Source organism: Streptomyces sp. NPDC002795, assembly GCF_042888725.1.
Taxonomy (GTDB): domain Bacteria; phylum Actinomycetota; class Actinomycetes; order Streptomycetales; family Streptomycetaceae; genus Streptomyces.
Window position 1 is genome coordinate 161,409 of sequence record NZ_JBIAQB010000012.1, and the last position, 15,812, is coordinate 177,220.

The window sequence follows — 15,812 nt, forward strand, 5'->3', positions numbered from 1 at the left end:
CCTTCAGCCTGGCGCCACAGCTAGGCCTTCAGCCTGGCGCCACAGCTAGGCCTTCAGCCTGGCGCCACAGCTAGGCCTTCAGCCTGGCGCCACAGCTAGGCCTTCAGCCTGGCGCCACAGCCAGGCCCTCAGCCAGGCCCTCAGCCAGGCCTCTCAGCCTGGCCCCAAAGCCAGGCCCTCAGTCAGGCCTTCAGCAGCAGAACCTCAGCGGCGGGCCTTCAGCAGCAGGACCTCAGCGGCGGGCCTTCAGCAGCAGGCCTTCAGCAGCAGGCCTTCAGCGGCAGGACCTCAGCGGCGGGCCTTCAGCAGCAGGCCTTCAGCGGCAGGACCTCAGCAGCAGGCCCTCAGCAGCAGAACCAGGACCTCACCGGCCCCAGCCACCCCCGTGTCCGTTCCCGTTCCCGTTGTTGCCCCCGATGAAGTCCGGCGGGATCGAGACGTCGGGCAGCGGGTCGGTGTCGCCGTTGCCCCCGTCGTCCCCGGGCTCGGGCTTGTCGGCCTTGTCCTTGCCCTTGTCCTTCTTCTTGTCCGGGTCCGGGATGTTCACCTTGTTGAAGGTGGGCGCGTCCTTGCCGGACAGTGCGCCGTTCATCGCGTCCCGCCAGATCGGACCCGGCGTATCGGCGCCGAAGACCTTGTCGTGGTACTGGCCGCCGATGGTGATGTTGGTCATCTCGACGGCCTGCGAGGCGCTGCCGACCCAGACGGCGCCGGACAGGTTCGGCGTGTAGCCGGCGAACCAGGCGTTCTTCCGGCCGTCGGTGGTACCGGTCTTACCGGCGTTGTCCCGGCCGGTGAGGCCGGCCGTCTTGCCCGTACCGGAGTCGACCACGCCACTGAGCAGCGTATTGATCTTGTCGGCGGTCGACTGCGACATCGCCCGCGAGCACTTCGACTTCGGCACGGTGAGCGCCTTGCCGTTGGGGTCGGTGATCGCGTCGATGGCGACGGGCGTGCAGTACGTGCCGCGGTTGGCGAACGCCGCGTACGCGGAGGCCATGGTGAGGGGCGAGAGGCCCGTCGAGCCGAGGGTCATGGACGAGGGGACCTCGTCGACCTTCTTGCCGTTGCCCTGCACCACGCCCAGCTTGTCGGTCATCTTCACGACCGGGCACATGCCGATGTCGCCGATCATCTGCACGAAGTACGTGTTGATGGACTTGGCCATCGCTTCCTTGAGGCGATAGGGGCCGACCTCCGACTCGTTCTCGTTCTCCAGCTTGTAGCCGCCGTCGTTGACCCACGGCTTGCCGCTGCACGTCTGGACGCGGCTCGGGTACGGCATTTGGTAGGGCGCCGGGTACTGCTTCGTCACCGGCGTGCCCTTCTCCAGGGCCGCGGCCGCCACGAACGGCTTGAACGTCGAACCCGTCGGGAAGCCGAGGTTGGAGCCGCCGTCCCGGTAGTTGACCGAGTAGTTCATCTCCGACTCGTTCTTGCTGGCGTCGGAGCCGTACGGCTTGGACTGGCCCATGCCGAGGACCTTGCCGGTGCCCGGCTCGACGAACGCGCCCGCCGCGTCGACCTTGTCCGACTGGTAGACGTGCCGCTTGATCGACTCCTGCACGGAGTCCTGCGTCTGCGGGTCCAGCGTCGTCTTCACCGTCAGGCCGCCGCGGTTCCAGATCTTGGCGCGCTCCTCGGACGTCTTGCCGAAGGCCGGGTTGTTGAGGAAGGAGTTCCTGACGTAGTTGCAGAAGAACGCCGCGCCGCGCTGCGCCGTGATGCAGCCGTTCTGCGGCCTGCTGATGTTCAGTTCGATCGGGGTCTTCTGGGCCTTCTCGGCCTCGGCCCGCGTGATGTCGTGCGTCTCGGCCATCCGCTGCAGCACGATGTTGCGCCGCTTCTTCCCCTCGGCCTCGTCGTTGACGGGGTCGTAGCGGCTGGGTGACTGCACGATGCCGGCGAGCATCGCCGACTCCTGGATGTTCAGGTCCTTGGCCGGCTTGGAGAAGTAGCGCTGGGCCGCGGCCTCGACGCCGTAGGCCTGCTGCCCGAAGTACGTGATGTTCAGGTAGTTGTTGAGGATCTTCTTCTTGCCGACCTCGTTCTCCACCTGGATCGCGTACTTCAGCTCCTTGACCTTGCGGCCGATGGTCTGCTGAGTCGCCTGCGCCAGCTTGGTCGGGTCGTCGCCCGCCTCTTCCATGAAGACGTTCTTCACGTACTGCTGGGTGAGGGTGGAGGCGCCCTGTGAGACGCCGCCGTTCTGCGCGTTGGCGTTGATCGCGCGCAGGATGCCCTTGGCGTCGACGGCGCCGTGCTCGTAGAACCGCGAGTCCTCGATCGCGACGATCGCCTTCTGCATGTACGGCGAGATGTCGTCGAGCTTCACGACCGTGCGGTCGCGCGAGTAGACGGTCGCGATCTTCCCGCCCTCGTTGTCCAGGATCGTGGTGCGCTGGCTCAACGGCGGGGTCTTCAACGTCGCCGGGATCTCGTCGAACCCTTCGACCGAGCCCTTGGCCGCGAGGCCGAGCGCGCCTGCCGCGGGCAGGGCGATCCCCGCCAGCACGGCCCCGGCGAGCACACTGACTCCGAGGAACTTGGCGGCCTGTTGGGCCGGCGACAGACCGCCGCCACCGCCCGAGCGCTTCTTTCCCATGCGGGGCAGCCTACGTGTCGATTCTCCGGACAGCCGTATATGCCTTGGCCTAAGCTGCACTCAACTGTCACAGCAGTGCGGTCTCGTATCAAGATGCGGGACGACCCCGAATCGTTCCCGGTACGTATGAAGTGCCTCTTGTAGTCATTCCCGGACCCTTTCGTGGAGCTCTGCGTAGGGCTCCAGGGGTGTCCGACTTCGCCTTGTGTGTCACTCGACGCCCGTTGTGACTCAAGTGAACTGTCCCGGTTTGCCGGGGTTGTTACGCATGTCCTCCGGTCACTCCGTCGGGTGATCTGCCGCTTACGCATAGTCCGTTCGGGCCATTCAAGATTGGGCCCGAAGGGGGTGTTGCGCTGTGCCCACCTTCCGTAACGTCCTCAACTGGCGGCGGTGAATATGCCGCTGCCGCCGTGGGGGAGCCTCGATTCGGGAGAGGACGGCGCCGGTATGGGCTGGGTAGTCGACTGGAGTGCGCAGGCGGCCTGCCGCACTACCGATCCGGACGAACTGTTCGTTCAAGGAGCAGCGCAGAACCGGGCGAAGGCGGTGTGCACGGGATGTCCCGTGCGGACCGAGTGCCTGGCGGACGCGCTGGACAATCGCGTCGAGTTCGGCGTGTGGGGTGGCATGACGGAGCGGGAGCGCCGCGCGTTGCTGCGCAGGCGTCCGACGGTCACCTCGTGGCGCACGCTGCTTGAGACGGCGCGTACGGAGTACGAGCGCGGCGCGGGCCTGCTGCCCGTGGAGCTGGAGAACGACGAGACGTACGAGAGGTTCGCGGCCGTCGGGTAGCCGGCGCGCGCACCACCGTCCGACGGATGACGGACGTACGGCTCACGCTCCGGCCGGAGTGCCACCGGCCGCGAGCCGTTCTCCGATGTCCCTCAGACCTGTCAGGTCGTGTACGTCACCGGGCAGGGCCGCGACCTCGGTCACGGCGACCTCGGGATGCAGCGCGGTGAAGCGGTCACGCGTGCGCTGTTCGCGCGCGACCATCCGCATGCGCTCAGCGTGCAACCGCAGCAGTGCCGCGGTCAGTTGCTCAATGGTGGGGTCGGCCTGGGAAGGTGCCTCGGGGGGTGCCTCGGGAGTGGCACGATCCTCTTCCTTCCCGCCCGCCTGATCCACAATGCGGCGCTCGTCAAGATTTTCTGCGGCGGCGAGCGCCCGCTCGGCCGAGAGCCGGCTCGCTCCGCTGCCGTGCACCCGGTTCAGTACGAGCCCGGCCAGCGGCATCTTCTCCGCGGCCAGGCGCTCCACGAAGTACGCCGCCTCGCGCAGCGCGTCCCGCTCGGGCGCGGCGACCACGAGGAACGCCGTGCCGGGCGCCTGCAACAGCTTGTACGTGGCGTCCGCGCGCGTACGGAAACCGCCGAACGTCGTGTCCATCGCGGCCACGAACGTCTGGACGTCACGCAGGAGTTGACCGCCGAGCAGCTTGCCGAGCGTGCCGGTCATCATCGACATGCCGACGTTCAGGAACTTCATGCCCGCGCGGCCGCCGATCTTCGCGGGCGCCATGAGCAGCCGGATCAGCTTCCCGTCGAGAAAGGAGCCGAGCCGGGTGGGCGCGTCCAGGAAGTCGAGCGCTGAGCGCGAGGGCGGGGTGTCGACGACGATCAGGTCCCACTCGTCGCGCGAGCGCAGCTGGCCCAGCTTCTCCATCGCCATGTACTCCTGCGTACCCGCGAAGCCCGCAGAGAGCGACTGGTAGAAGGGGTTGCCCAGGATCGCCTTCGCGCGCTCCTCGTCCGCGTGCGCCTCGACGATCTCGTCGAACGTGCGCTTCATGTCGAGCATCATCGCGTGCAGTTCGCCGCCCGTGGCGTCGTCGATGTCCTTCACGCGGCGCGGGGTGTTGTCCAGCGAGTCGATGCCCATGGACTGGGCGAGCCTGCGGGCCGGGTCGATGGTGAGGACGACGACCTTGCGGCCGCGCTCGGCGGCGCGCAGCCCGAGGGCGGCGGCCGTGGTGGTCTTGCCGACGCCGCCGCTGCCGCAGCACACCACGATGCGGGTCTGCGGGTCGTCGAGCAGCGGGTCCACGTCGAGCGTGCCCTCAGGGGTCAGCGTCATGAATGGCGTCCCGTCATGAGTGGCGTCCTGTCCTGGATGCGGTTCCCTGATTCCCTTGGATCCCTTGCTGTCGCAGTTCCTCGGCGAGTGTGTAGAGCCCGGAGAGGTCGAGGCCCTCGGGGAGCAGCGGCAGTTCGTGCAGCGGCAGGTCCGCCTCGGCGAGCTGGTCGCGCTGGGCGCGCTCCAGGGCGTAGCGCTCGGCGTACTCCCCGGCCTGCGCGAGCAGTGGTCCTGTGAGCCGCTTGGCGCTGCCGAGCCCGGCGGCCGCCAGGGCCTCGGTGACCGCGGGGCGGACCTCGCCGTCGGAGGCCAGCGCCAGGGCGGGTTCCCCGAGGAGCGCGGGTCGCACCATGTTCACCATGATCCGTCCGACGGGCAGCTTCGCGGCGCGCAGCTCGGCGACCCCGTCGAGGGTCTCCTGCACCGGCATCTCCTCAAGGAGCGTCACCAAGTGCACCGCGGTCTCACGGGACTTGAGGACCCGCATCACCGCCTGCGCCTGATTGTGTATCGGGCCCATCTTGGCGAGGCCCGCCACCTCGTCGTTCACGTTGAGGAACCGGGTGATGCGGCCGGTGGGCGGCGCGTCCATCACCACGTAGTCGTAGAGGTACCGCCCCTGCTTGTCTTTTCTGCGCACGGCCTCGCAGGCCTTGCCCGTCAGGAGTACGTCCCGCAGGCCCGGCGCGATGGTGGTCGCGAAGTCGATCGCGCCCAACTTCTTCAGTGCGCGGCCCGCGCCGCCCAGCTTGTAGAACATCTGGAGGTAGTCCAGAAGCGCCAGTTCGGGATCGATGGCCAGTGCGAAGACCTCTCCTCCGCCCGGCGCGACGGCGATCTTCCGCTCCTCGTAGGGGAGCGCCTCCGTCTCGAAGAGCTGTGCGATGCCCTGTCTGCCCTCCACCTCCACAAGGAGAGTGCGCTTGCCCTCGGTCGCGAGGGCGAGCGCGAGCGCGGCGGCGACCGTGGTCTTTCCGGTCCCGCCCTTGCCGCTGACGACCTGGAGCCTGCTCACGTATTCGAGCCTAACCAGTACGTCGGACATCCACGCAGCAGCCTCCGGAACGCTTCGGCCATGTCCGGCGGATACAGTCGGGCCCATGGCAATGAAGTGGGAATACGCGACCGTGCCGCTCCTCGTGCACGCGACGAAGCAGATCCTGGACACCTGGGGCGAGGACGGCTGGGAGCTGGTCCAGGTCGTGCCCGGGCCGAACAACCCTGAGCAGCTGGTGGCTTATCTGAAGCGCGAGAAGCAGGCATGAGCGGCGTCGTCGACGCGCGGCTCGCCGAGCTCGGTCTGACGCTGCCGCCCGTCGTTCCGCCGGTCGCGGCGTACCAGCCGGCCGTGCGGTCCGGCGTGTACGTGTACACGGCGGGGCAGCTGCCCATGGTCGACGGCAAGCTGCCGCTGACGGGCAAGGTCGGCGACGAGGTCACCGACGAGCAGGCCAAGGACCTGGCCCGCACCTGCGCGCTGAACGCGCTCGCGGCGGTCAAGTCCGTCGCCGGTGACCTGGACCGCATCGAGCGTGTCGTGAAGGTCGTCGGTTTCGTGGCCTCCGCCACCGACTTCACCGGCCAGCCCGGCGTCATCAACGGCGCGAGCGAGCTGCTCGGCGAGGTCCTCGGCGACAAGGGCGTGCACGCGCGTAGCGCCGTGGGCGTGGCCGTGCTGCCGCTGGACGCGCCGGTCGAGGTCGAGATCCAGGTGGAGCTCACCTCCGAGGCCTGAGCTGCCGTTCTCGCACGAGAGGCCGTCCACGATCTTCGTCGTGGGCGGCCTCTCGAACATCTACGTGACACGAGATAGCCTCCGGCCATGTCCAACGGCCAGTGGTACCCGCCCGAGTGGCCGGAACGTATCCGTGCCCTCACCGACGGCACGCTCACGCCCGCGACACCGCGCCGCGCGGCCACCGTGATGCTGCTCAGAGACGCCGCGCCCGGTGGCCCCGAGGTCCACATGCTCCGCAGACGTACGTCGATGAAGTTCGCGGCGGGCGCCTACGCGTACCCGGGCGGCGGCGTCGACCCGCGCGACGACGACCGGCTGGTCCGCTGGGCGGGCCCCACGCGTGCGGAGTGGGCCGGGCGCCTCGGTGTTCCGGAGCTGGAGGCCCAGGCGATCGTCTGCGCCGCTGTGCGGGAGACGTTCGAGGAGGCGGGTGTGCTGCTCGCCGGGCCGACCCCGGACACCGTCGTCGACGACACGACGGGCGAGCGGTGGCAGGCCGACCGGCAGGCGCTGATCGACCGGGACCTGTCCTTCGCCGGGTTCCTGGAGAACCGCGGCCTGGTGCTGCGCTCCGATCTGCTCGGCGCGTGGGCCCGCTGGATCACCCCGGAGTTCGAGCCGCGCCGTTACGACACGTGGTTCTTCGTGGCCGCGCTCCCGAAGGGCCAGCGCACCAGCGACGACTCCTCGGAGGCCGACCGCACGGTGTGGATCATGCCGGGGCGGGCCGCGGCGGAGTACGACCGGGGCGAGCTGACGATGATGCCGCCGACGATCGCGACGCTGCGCACGCTTGCCGAGTACGCGCGCGTGGGCGACGCCCTGGACGGGGCAACGGGGCGCGATCTCACTCCCGTACTCGCACAGGCGCGCATGGAGGAGGACGAGCTGGTGCTGTCCTGGCCGGGACACGACGAGTTCACCAAGCACATCCCGACCGGGAAGAGCGACAGGAACGGCGGAGCCTCCTCATGACCGAAGCCGCGGCGCTGCCCGGTCAGCCACGCGGCGGTGTCGTCACAGGCCCCGCCACCGCCCGCGCGGTCAACGTCCTGGCGCCCAACCCGTCCGCGATGACCCTCGACGGCACCAACACCTGGATCGTCGCCGAACCGGACAGCGACCTCGCCGTCGTCATCGACCCGGGGCCGCTGGACGACGAGCACCTGCACGCCGTCCTCGACATCGCCGAGAAGGCGGGCAAGCGGGTCGCGCTCACCCTCCTCACGCACGGGCACCCGGACCACGCCGAAGGGGCGGGCCGGTTCGCCGAGTTGACCGGGACGAAGGTGCGGGCGCTCGACCCGGCGCTGCGGCTCGGCGACGAGGGCCTGGCCGCCGGTGACGTGATCACCACGGGTGGCCTGGAGATGCGCGTCGTGCCGACTCCCGGCCACACCGCGGACTCGCTGTGCTTCCATCTCCCGGCCGACCAGGCCGTGTTGACCGGCGACACGATCCTCGGGCGCGGCACGACCGTGGTCGCCCACCCGGACGGCCGCCTCGGCGACTACCTGGACTCGCTGCGCCGGCTGCGCTCCCTGACGGTGGACGACGGGGTGCACACGGTGCTGCCGGGGCACGGTCCGGTCCTGGAGGACGCCCAGGGCGCCGTCGAGTTCTACCTGGCGCACCGCGCCAGCCGGCTCGCCCAGGTGGAGACGGCCGTCGAGAACGGGTACGTGTCCGCGCCCGACGTCGTGACGCACGTGTACGCGGACGTGGACCGGTCACTGTGGCCGGCGGCCGAGCTGAGCGTGCGGGCCCAGCTGGACTACTTGCGGGAACACGGCCTGATTTAGAGCGGCCTTCAAGCGTCTCCCGGACGGCCGTTCAAGCGTCCGCGGGGACGTGGGCATTTCGAGCGTCCGCGGGGGCGTGGGCGCTTCCAGTGTCCGCGTGGGCGTGCGCATTTCAAGTGTCCGCGGGGGTATGGGCGCTTCCAGTGTCCGCGGGGGCGTGGGCATTTCGAGCGTCCGCGGGGCGTGAGAATTTCAAGCGTCCGCGGGGACGTGGGCATTTCGAGCGTCCGCGGGGGCGTGAGCATTTCAAGCCCCCGCGGCGATTGAGCGGCGGGGTCCGGGGCAGAGCCCCGAGGCCGCAACCGACGCCGGGCCCAAGGTCGCGGAGCCCGCACCTCACTCGCCGCCGCTTGGGCTCACCCACTCCATGCCCAGCTCGGAGAGCCTCGGCGGGTCCGCGATGATGTCGACGCCGACGACCTTGCCGTCCCGGAACGTGAAGGCGAGCACCGCGACGACCTGGCCGCGGGGCGCCTGCACGATGCCGAGGCCGTCGCCGACGAACGCCGGGTACGCCGCCTGCGCCAGCTTCCCGTAGAACGCGGCCTGCTTGGCCACCGCGAGGCTCCCGCGCAGCAGCCCGGAGGCGGTGCCACCGCCCGCGTCGACCCGCAACAGGACGCCCGGGTCGAGGAGTTCGAGCAGCGCCTCGAAGTCGCCCGCGCGCGTGGCGGCCAGCCAGGCGCTCGTGACCTCGCGCTGCCGGGCCAGCGGGGTGTTCCGGGGCGCGGTCGCGCCCTGCACCCGGCGCCGAGCCCTGCTCGCCATCTGCCGGGTCGTCGCGGGGGTGCGCTCCACGATGGGGGCGAGCTCCTCGAACGGCACCGCGAACATGTCGTGCAGCACGAAGGCGAGGCGTTCCGCGGGTGCGAGCGTGTCGAGCACGACGAGCAGCGCGAGCCCTACGGAGTCCGCGAGTTCGGCCTCGTGAACGGGGTCGGCGGGGCGGACCACCGGGTCGGGGACGCGGGTCTCGGCGGACCCGTCCTCCAGCGGCTCCTCGCGGCGCGCCGTGCGGGTGCGCAGCATGTCCAGGCAGATCCGCCCGACGACGGTGGTCAGCCAGCCGCTCAGGTTCCGTACGTCGCCGGTGTCGGCCCGCTGCAGCCGCAGCCAGCCCTCCTGCACGGCGTCCTCGGCCTCGCTCAGCGAACCGAGCATTCGGTACGCCACGGAGCGCAGCCGCCCGCGCTCCTCCTCGAAACGGGTGACGAGATCGGGCGGCTGTGTCATGAAGGGCTCCCCTTTGCCTCTACGTAGACGGGCCCCGCCACGAGATGTGGCGGGACCCGTCTACGTAAGCGTGTGGTGTCAGCGCGAGCGCTTCGCGAGGCGCTCCACGTCCAGGAGGATCACGGCGCGGGCCTCCAGGCGGAGCCAGCCGCGGCCCGCGAAGTCCGCGAGCGCCTTGTTGACCGTCTCGCGGGAGGCGCCGACCAGCTGGGCCAGCTCTTCCTGCGTCAGGTCGTGCACGACGTGGATGCCTTCCTCGGACTGCACGCCGAAGCGGCGCGACAGGTCGAGGAGCGCACGGGCCACACGGCCGGGCACGTCGGAGAAGACCAGGTCGGACATCTGGTCGTTGGTCTTGCGCAGGCGCCGGGCGACGGCGCGCAGCAGCGCCGTGGCCACCTCCGGCCTGACGTTCAGCCAGGGCTGGAGGTCGCCGTGGCCGAGGCCGAGGAGCTTGACCTCGGTGAGGGCGCTGGCGGTGGCGGTGCGGGGGCCCGGGTCGAACAGCGACAGCTCGCCGATCAGCTCGCCGGGGCCGAGGACGGCGAGCATGTTCTCGCGCCCGTCGGGGGAAGTGCGGTGGAGCTTCACCTTGCCCTCGGTGACCACGTACAGGCGGTCTCCGGGGTCGCCCTCATGGAACAGGGCGTCCCCACGTGCGAGGGTCACCTCACTCATGGAGGCGCGGAGCTCCGCGGCCTGCTCGTCATCGAGCGCCGCGAAGAGCGGGGCGCGCCGCAGAACGTCGTCCACGAGTTTCTCTCCTATGTCGCCTGCATCGGGAGTGGGCCCGATCGAATCGACCGGATCGCCCCGGTTGTCGATCATTTTCACTGCCCATTTTGCCGGACGGTCCAAACAGTGTGATCAGTCACTCGTACACAAGTCTGCCGCACCCGCGCCACAACCCGAGGGGGAGGGGGCCAATCGTGGAGCGATCCAGCGGCTTCAAGGCGGATGTCAGTGCCGGGCTTTAGGCTGGCCGAGTGTTCAAAATGCCGGTGAGAGCGCAGGCGAAGGGGGTCGTGACGGTGGCGGACGATCTCGATTCCGCTGTGGGCGAACAGGCGCAGAAAGGTGCCCCCGAGGCCGTGACCAGGGAGCTGACGGCGTCCCCGGTGAGCGTGATCGGGGCCGTGCCCGTACTCAAGTCCGTGTCCGTACAGGGGAAGGCCGCCCAGTAGATGTCCGCGCCCGCGAAGAAGACCGCAGCGAAGGCAGAGAAGACGATCGCCGCGAAGAAGCCGGCCGCCGCGAAGAAGACGGCCGCCCCGACGCGGACCGCCGCGAAGAAGGCGACCGCGCGCCCCGAGTCGCACACGGCGCTCGTCCGCCGCGCCCGGAAGATCAACCGCGAGCTCGCGGAGGTGTACCCGTACGCCCACCCGGAGCTGGACTTCGAGAATCCCTTCCAGCTCCTGGTGGCCACGGTCATGTCGGCCCAGACGACGGACCTGCGGGTCAATCAGACGACGCCGGCCCTGTTCGCGAAGTACCCGACCCCTGAGGACCTGGCCGCGGCCAACCCGGAGGAGGTCGAGGAGCTGATCCGGCCGACCGGCTTCTTCCGCGCCAAGACGCGCTCGATCATGGGCCTGGCCAAGGCGCTGGGCGAGGAGTTCGGCGGTGAGGTGCCCGGCCGCCTCGAAGACCTGGTCAAGCTGCCCGGCGTGGGCCGCAAGACGGCCTTCGTGGTGCTTGGGAACGCGTTCGGGAGGCCCGGCATCACCGTCGACACGCACTTCGGCCGACTGGTGCGCCGCTGGAAGTGGACCGACGAGACGGACCCCGACAAGGTCGAGGCGGCCGTCGGCGCGCTCTTCCCGAAGAGCGAGTGGACCCAGCTCAGCCACAACGTGATCTTCCACGGCCGGCGCATCTGCCACGCCCGCAAGCCGGCCTGCGGCGCCTGCCCGATCGCCCCGCTCTGCCCCGCGTACGGGGAGGGCGAGACGGACCCGCAGAAGGCGGAGAAGCTGCTCAAGTACGAGAAGGGCGGCTTCCCCGGCCAGCGCCTCAGGCCCCCGCAGTCCTACCTGGACGCGGGCGGCCTCCCGGCACCGCCCCTGGCCGGCCGGGAGTCGTGACGGACCGCATGGGAGGGCCCCTGGGCCCAGCACACCGCGAGGGGGCGGCGATGAAGCACGTGAGCGAGATCGGCGGGATGAGCGGCGGGGCGCACGGCACGGCGGGGGCGCACGGGCCGGGTGGCCCGCCCCCCTTCGACGTGGCGCTCCGCACGGAGGGGCTGCCCGCCTGGCTGGACCCCGTGGCGCACGCCGCCACCACCGTCCGCGGTGAGCAGCTCAGCCGCTTCCTGCCGCCGGAGAGCGGGGCAGGCCGGCAGTCCGCCGTGCTGATCCTGTTCGGCGAGGGGGAGCGCGGGCCCGAGCTGTTGCTCATGGAGCGCGCGGGCTCGCTCAGATCCCATGCGGGCCAGCCCTCGTTCCCCGGCGGCGCCCTCGACCCCCTGGACGGCGACCCGTTCGCCGAAGGACCGCTGCACGCTGCCCTGCGGGAGGCCTGGGAGGAGACGGGGCTCGACCCGGGCGGAGTCCAGCTCTTCGGTGTGCTGCCGAAGCTGTACATCCCGGTGAGCAGCTTCGTCGTCACGCCCGTACTGGGCTGGTGGCGGGTGCCCACACCCGTCGCGGCGGTCGACCCGGCGGAGACGGCGCGTGTCTTCACGGTCCCCGTGGCGGATCTCACGGACCCGGAGAACCGGGCGACGACGGTCCACCCGAGCGGCCACAAGGGCCCTGCCTTTCTGGTGGAATCGGCGCTGGTCTGGGGGTTCACCGCGGGCGTTATCGACCGGTTGCTGCACTACGCGGGGTGGGAGCGCCCCTGGGACCGATCAAAGACGGTCCCACTCGATTGGCGGTCGTGACAGGGTGGGCGCCGTGAATCACGAGCACAGGCCGACAGGGGCGAGGCGAGATGCAAGGCGGGGCGTGAATCGGTGAACGTGCTGGACTTCCTGCTGCTCGCCGCGGCCCTGTGGTTCGCGATCGTCGGGTACCGCCAGGGTTTCGTCGTCGGCATCCTGTCGGTGATCGGTTTCCTCGGGGGCGGCCTCGTCGCGGTCTACGCGCTGCCCCTCCTGTGGGACGCGATCACCAGTGACGCGGAGGTCACCACGACCGCCGCGGTCGTCGCCGTGGTCGTCGTGATCGTCTGCGCCTCCGTCGGCCAGGCCTTCACCACGCACTTGGGCAACAAGCTGCGCAGGTACATCACTTGGTCCCCGGCCCGCGCGCTCGACGCGACGGGTGGCGCGGTGGTCAACGTCGCGGCGATGCTCCTGGTCGCCTGGCTGATAGGTTCCGCGCTGGCCGGCACCACGCTGCCCACGCTCGGCAAGGAAGTACGCAGCTCGAAGGTGCTGCTGGGCGTCTCGCAGGCGCTGCCCACGCAGGCGGACACATGGTTCGCGGACTTCTCCTCGACCCTCGCGCAGAACGGGTTCCCGCAGGTCTTCAGCCCGTTCGCGAACGAGCCGATCGCCGAAGTGAAGCCGCCGGACCCGGCGCTCGCGGGCAGCCAGGTGGCGCGCAACGCGAAGCGGTCCATCGTCAAGGTCGTGGGCCAGGCGCCCAGTTGCGGCAAGGTCCTGGAGGGCACCGGCTTCGTGTTCTCCGACCGCCGCGTGATGACGAACGCGCATGTGGTCGGCGGCGTCGACGAACCCACCGTGCAGATAGGCGGCGAGGGCGTGAAGTACGACGCGAAGGTCGTGCTCTACGACTGGAAGCGCGACATCGCGGTCCTGGACGTGCCGGCCCTCAAGGCGCCCCCGCTCCAGTTCACGGAGACCGACGCGCAGCGCGGTGGCGGCGCGATCGTCGCGGGCTTCCCGGAGAACGGCGCGTACGACGTCCGCCCCGCGCGCGTACGCGGCCGCATCACGGCGAACGGCCCGGACATCTACCACCGCGGCACCGTGCGCCGCGATGTGTACTCGCTGTTCGCGACGGTCCGTCAGGGCAACTCCGGCGGACCGCTGCTCACTCCGGACGGCAGGGTCTACGGCGTCGTGTTCGCCAAGTCGCTCGACGACTCGGAGACGGGTTACGCGCTGTCCGGTGACGAGATCAGCACCGACATCACGCGCGGCCGTGCGGCCAACCAGCAGGTCGACACGGACGCCTGCGCGCTGTAGGTGAGTTCAGCGGGTCAACGGCCCCCGTGCCGTATCCGCGCGGAGACCCACCGGGCCCGGCGCCGCAGAATACGAGGAATGCCCAACCGGGGATCGTGCGCCGACAAGCCGTCCGGCGCCCCTCTCCGGGGAGAGCCCAGCGTCATCGCTGGGCGGCGATTGCGTGCTGCGTCACTGTAGTCGTGCGTCCAGCCCATACCCCGACGTGTGCCCCTGCCCCATGGTCGGTAACCGCCCTCACGCCCCCCAAATTGGCGTATGCGCGAGGCAATTGGCCGTTCGAAGCACAGGCGTTCCCCTCGCCATTCTCCCGCCAAGCAGGGCTCACCGACCCGGCTCGGGATCCTTCAGCCAGTTGACCAGTTCCTTGGGCTGTGTCTTCCCGGGGGATGACCCCCGGGCCCCCAGCCGGGGGCGGCGGCTTCGCGTGGGTCTACCGGTCGGGTTCGGGGTCCTTGAGCCAGTTGACCAGTTCCTTGGAGAACGCCGCCGGGTCCTCCTCGTGCGGACTGTGTCTTCCCGGGGGATGACCCCCGGACCCCCAGCCGGGGGCGGCGGCTTCGCGTGGGTCTACCGGTCGGGTTCGGGGTCCTTGAGCCAGTTCACGAGCTCCTTGGAGAACGCCGCCGGGTCCTCCTCGTGCGGACTGTGTCTTCCCGGGGGATGACCCCCGGACCCCCAGCCGGGGGCGGCGGCTTCGCGTGGGTCTACCGGTCGGGTTCGGGGTCCTTGAGCCAGTTGACCAGTTCCTTGGAGAACGCCGCCGGGTCCTCCTCGTGCGGGAAGTGGCCGAGGCCGTCGAAGAGGCGCCAGCGGTAGGGGGCCTCCACGTACTCGCCCGAGCCCGCCGCGCTGCGTGTGCGCATCACCGGGTCGAGGGAGCCGTGCACATGCAGCGTCGGTACCCGCACGGGGCGCTTCATCCGCCGGTTGAACTGGATCCCGTCGGGGCGCGCGAGGGAGCGCACCATCCATCGGTACGGCTCGATCGAGCAGTGCGCGGTCGACGGGATGCACATGGCCTGCTGGTAGGCCCGCACGGTCGCGTCGTCGGGCTGGTGCGGACCCGACCAGTCCCGGACCAGCTTGCCAACCAACTCGCCCTCGTTCGCGAGGAGTTGACGCTCGGGCAGCCAGGGGCGCTGGAAACCCCAGACGTACGATCCAGAGCGCGACTGCCGGTAGTCCGCCAGCATCGCCGAGCGCCACCGGCGCGGATGCGGCATCGAGGAGACCACGAGCCGGCGCACCAGCTTGGGCCGCATCACGGCCGCGGTCCAGGCGAGATATCCGCCGAGGTCATGGCCCACGAGCGCCGCGTCCGGCTCGCCCAGCGACCGGATCACCCCGGTGACGTCGAGCGCGAGGTTCGCCGGGTCGTACCCCCGCGGCGTACGGTCGCTGCCGCCCACCCCCCGCAGGTCCATCGCCACGGCCCTGAAGCCCGCGTCGGCGAGCGCGGCGAGCTGGTGCCGCCACGTCCACCAGAACTGCGGGAAGCCGTGCAGGAGCAGGACCAGCGGCCCGTCCCCCATCTCGGCGATGTGGAAGCGCGCACCGTTGGCCGCGACGTCCCGGTGGGTCACCTTGTGCCCGCCCGGGACGTCGAGGAGCACCAAGGATCCGGGCGGCTGGGCCGAAGGAGTGGCAGGGTCCGTCATGAAGACGAGCGTGCCACAGCCTCGATGGACTTCGTGTCGTGCCCGTCCGCGGTCACCTCACGGGGGTGCGGCTTGGCGTTCTGCAGTACGCCCGCCGTCTCCTTGAACGAGGCGGCGGTCTTCTGCGGGCCCTTGCCCTGCTTGGCCTTCTTGGCGAAGACGACGCCGACAAGTGCGAGCAGCAGGAAGATGACCACGCTCGCGGCGAAGGACAGCAGGAAGCACCAAGCCATGTTCCAGCCGCCGTCACCGTTGAACCCGCCGGTCCACGCGTTGATCCCGTACGCGAGCGCGAAGCTCAGCATCGGCAGCGAGAAGGTCAGGACGACCACTCCCGCCATGAACGCGCCACCACTGGTCGCGCCGCGCTTCACGTCCTTTTTCAGCTGTGCCTTGGCCAGGGCGATCTCGTCGTGCACCAGCGCGGACATCTCGGCCGTCGCCGATGCGAACAGCTGGCCGACGCTGCGTTCGGCGCCGACCGGGTTGTCGTCGGGTGCGCTCATCGCGTACTCCCCTGTTCTTCTGTGGC

The 15,812-nt window shown here is 70.1% G+C and carries 16 protein-coding genes; 8 read left to right on the forward strand and 8 right to left on the reverse strand.

Translation table 11 applies throughout. The features are described 5' to 3' along the window. Positions 1–364 precede the first annotated feature (364 nt). Positions 365–2,605 carry a transglycosylase domain-containing protein gene (locus ACFYWS_RS32050; RefSeq protein ID WP_389282276.1) on the reverse strand — a complete coding sequence of 747 codons (2,241 nt, stop codon included), beginning with the start codon at positions 2,603–2,605 and terminating at the stop codon, positions 365–367. Positions 2,606–3,055: 450 nt separating this feature from the next. On the opposite strand from ACFYWS_RS32050, the gene ACFYWS_RS32055 reads away from it, so the two are divergent. Next, complete coding sequence (locus ACFYWS_RS32055; RefSeq protein WP_389282278.1) at positions 3,056–3,400, forward strand: WhiB family transcriptional regulator; 345 nt, start codon at positions 3,056–3,058, stop codon at positions 3,398–3,400. Positions 3,401–3,442: 42 nt separating this feature from the next. Here ACFYWS_RS32055 and ACFYWS_RS32060 read toward each other — a convergent pair whose 3' ends face one another. Together ACFYWS_RS32060 and ACFYWS_RS32065 are read right to left on the reverse strand one after the other, a co-directional pair. After that, positions 3,443–4,684, reverse strand: coding sequence for an ArsA family ATPase (locus ACFYWS_RS32060; protein WP_389282280.1), 1,242 nt, complete (start codon positions 4,682–4,684; stop codon positions 3,443–3,445). Between the two features lie 13 nt (positions 4,685–4,697). Beyond that, complete coding sequence (locus ACFYWS_RS32065; RefSeq protein ID WP_389282282.1) at positions 4,698–5,699, reverse strand: ArsA-related P-loop ATPase; 1,002 nt, start codon at positions 5,697–5,699, stop codon at positions 4,698–4,700. 85 nt (positions 5,700–5,784) lie between these two features. Between ACFYWS_RS32065 and ACFYWS_RS32070 the strand changes: the two genes are divergently transcribed. From ACFYWS_RS32070 to ACFYWS_RS32085, 4 genes are all read left to right on the forward strand, one after another. Next, a complete protein-coding gene (locus ACFYWS_RS32070; RefSeq protein ID WP_326023179.1) occupies positions 5,785–5,949 on the forward strand; it encodes a DUF4177 domain-containing protein in 165 nt (54 codons plus the stop codon). Beyond that, positions 5,946–6,419 carry a RidA family protein gene (locus ACFYWS_RS32075; RefSeq protein WP_389282284.1) on the forward strand — a complete coding sequence of 158 codons (474 nt, stop codon included), beginning with the start codon at positions 5,946–5,948 and terminating at the stop codon, positions 6,417–6,419. Before ACFYWS_RS32070 ends, ACFYWS_RS32075 begins: the two co-directional genes overlap by 4 nt. 87 nt (positions 6,420–6,506) lie before the next feature. Further along, entirely contained in the window at positions 6,507–7,397 is an 891-nt protein-coding gene (locus ACFYWS_RS32080; RefSeq protein WP_389282286.1) for an NUDIX hydrolase, read from the forward strand. Further along, the gene (locus tag ACFYWS_RS32085; RefSeq protein WP_389282288.1) at positions 7,394–8,224 is read left to right on the forward strand and encodes an MBL fold metallo-hydrolase; all 831 of its coding nucleotides are present in this window, start codon (positions 7,394–7,396) and stop codon (positions 8,222–8,224) included. Before ACFYWS_RS32080 ends, ACFYWS_RS32085 begins: the two co-directional genes overlap by 4 nt. A gap of 336 nt (positions 8,225–8,560) precedes the next feature. On the opposite strand, the gene ACFYWS_RS32090 is transcribed toward ACFYWS_RS32085, so the two are convergent. Then, the gene (locus tag ACFYWS_RS32090; protein WP_389282290.1) at positions 8,561–9,457 is read right to left on the reverse strand and encodes a sigma-70 family RNA polymerase sigma factor; all 897 of its coding nucleotides are present in this window, start codon (positions 9,455–9,457) and stop codon (positions 8,561–8,563) included. 78 nt (positions 9,458–9,535) lie between these two features. Then, positions 9,536–10,210, reverse strand: a complete 675-nt coding sequence (locus ACFYWS_RS32095) for a Crp/Fnr family transcriptional regulator (protein ID WP_164258843.1) — start codon at positions 10,208–10,210, stop codon at positions 9,536–9,538. A gap of 431 nt (positions 10,211–10,641) precedes the next feature. Between ACFYWS_RS32095 and nth the strand changes: the two genes are divergently transcribed. The 3 genes from nth (at position 10,642) to ACFYWS_RS32110 (ending at position 13,619) form a co-directional block, all read left to right on the forward strand. Continuing rightward, on the forward strand, positions 10,642–11,544 hold the full coding sequence (gene nth / locus ACFYWS_RS32100; protein WP_389282292.1) for an endonuclease III: 903 nt from the start codon (positions 10,642–10,644) through the stop codon (positions 11,542–11,544). 50 nt (positions 11,545–11,594) lie between these two features. Beyond that, positions 11,595–12,347 (forward strand): NUDIX hydrolase, encoded by a 753-nt coding sequence (locus ACFYWS_RS32105; protein WP_389282294.1) that lies wholly within the window; start codon positions 11,595–11,597, stop codon positions 12,345–12,347. A 72-nt stretch (positions 12,348–12,419) separates the two neighbouring features. After that, the gene (locus tag ACFYWS_RS32110) at positions 12,420–13,619 is read left to right on the forward strand and encodes a MarP family serine protease (RefSeq protein ID WP_389282295.1); all 1,200 of its coding nucleotides are present in this window, start codon (positions 12,420–12,422) and stop codon (positions 13,617–13,619) included. Positions 13,620–13,633: 14 nt separating this feature from the next. Here ACFYWS_RS32110 and ACFYWS_RS32115 read toward each other — a convergent pair whose 3' ends face one another. The 3 genes from ACFYWS_RS32115 to ACFYWS_RS32125 all read right to left on the reverse strand — a co-directional run bounded on the left by ACFYWS_RS32115 (position 13,634) and on the right by ACFYWS_RS32125 (position 15,786). Beyond that, positions 13,634–13,816: a hypothetical protein gene (locus tag ACFYWS_RS32115; RefSeq protein ID WP_389282296.1), complete on the reverse strand. Its 183-nt coding sequence runs from the start codon at positions 13,814–13,816 to the stop codon at positions 13,634–13,636. A gap of 510 nt (positions 13,817–14,326) precedes the next feature. Further along, positions 14,327–15,280, reverse strand: a complete 954-nt coding sequence (locus ACFYWS_RS32120; RefSeq protein WP_389282298.1) for an alpha/beta fold hydrolase — start codon at positions 15,278–15,280, stop codon at positions 14,327–14,329. Next, positions 15,277–15,786 carry a phage holin family protein gene (locus ACFYWS_RS32125; RefSeq protein WP_389282300.1) on the reverse strand — a complete coding sequence of 170 codons (510 nt, stop codon included), beginning with the start codon at positions 15,784–15,786 and terminating at the stop codon, positions 15,277–15,279. The genes ACFYWS_RS32120 and ACFYWS_RS32125 overlap by 4 nt, the downstream gene beginning before the upstream one ends. Positions 15,787–15,812: the final 26 nt, after the last annotated feature.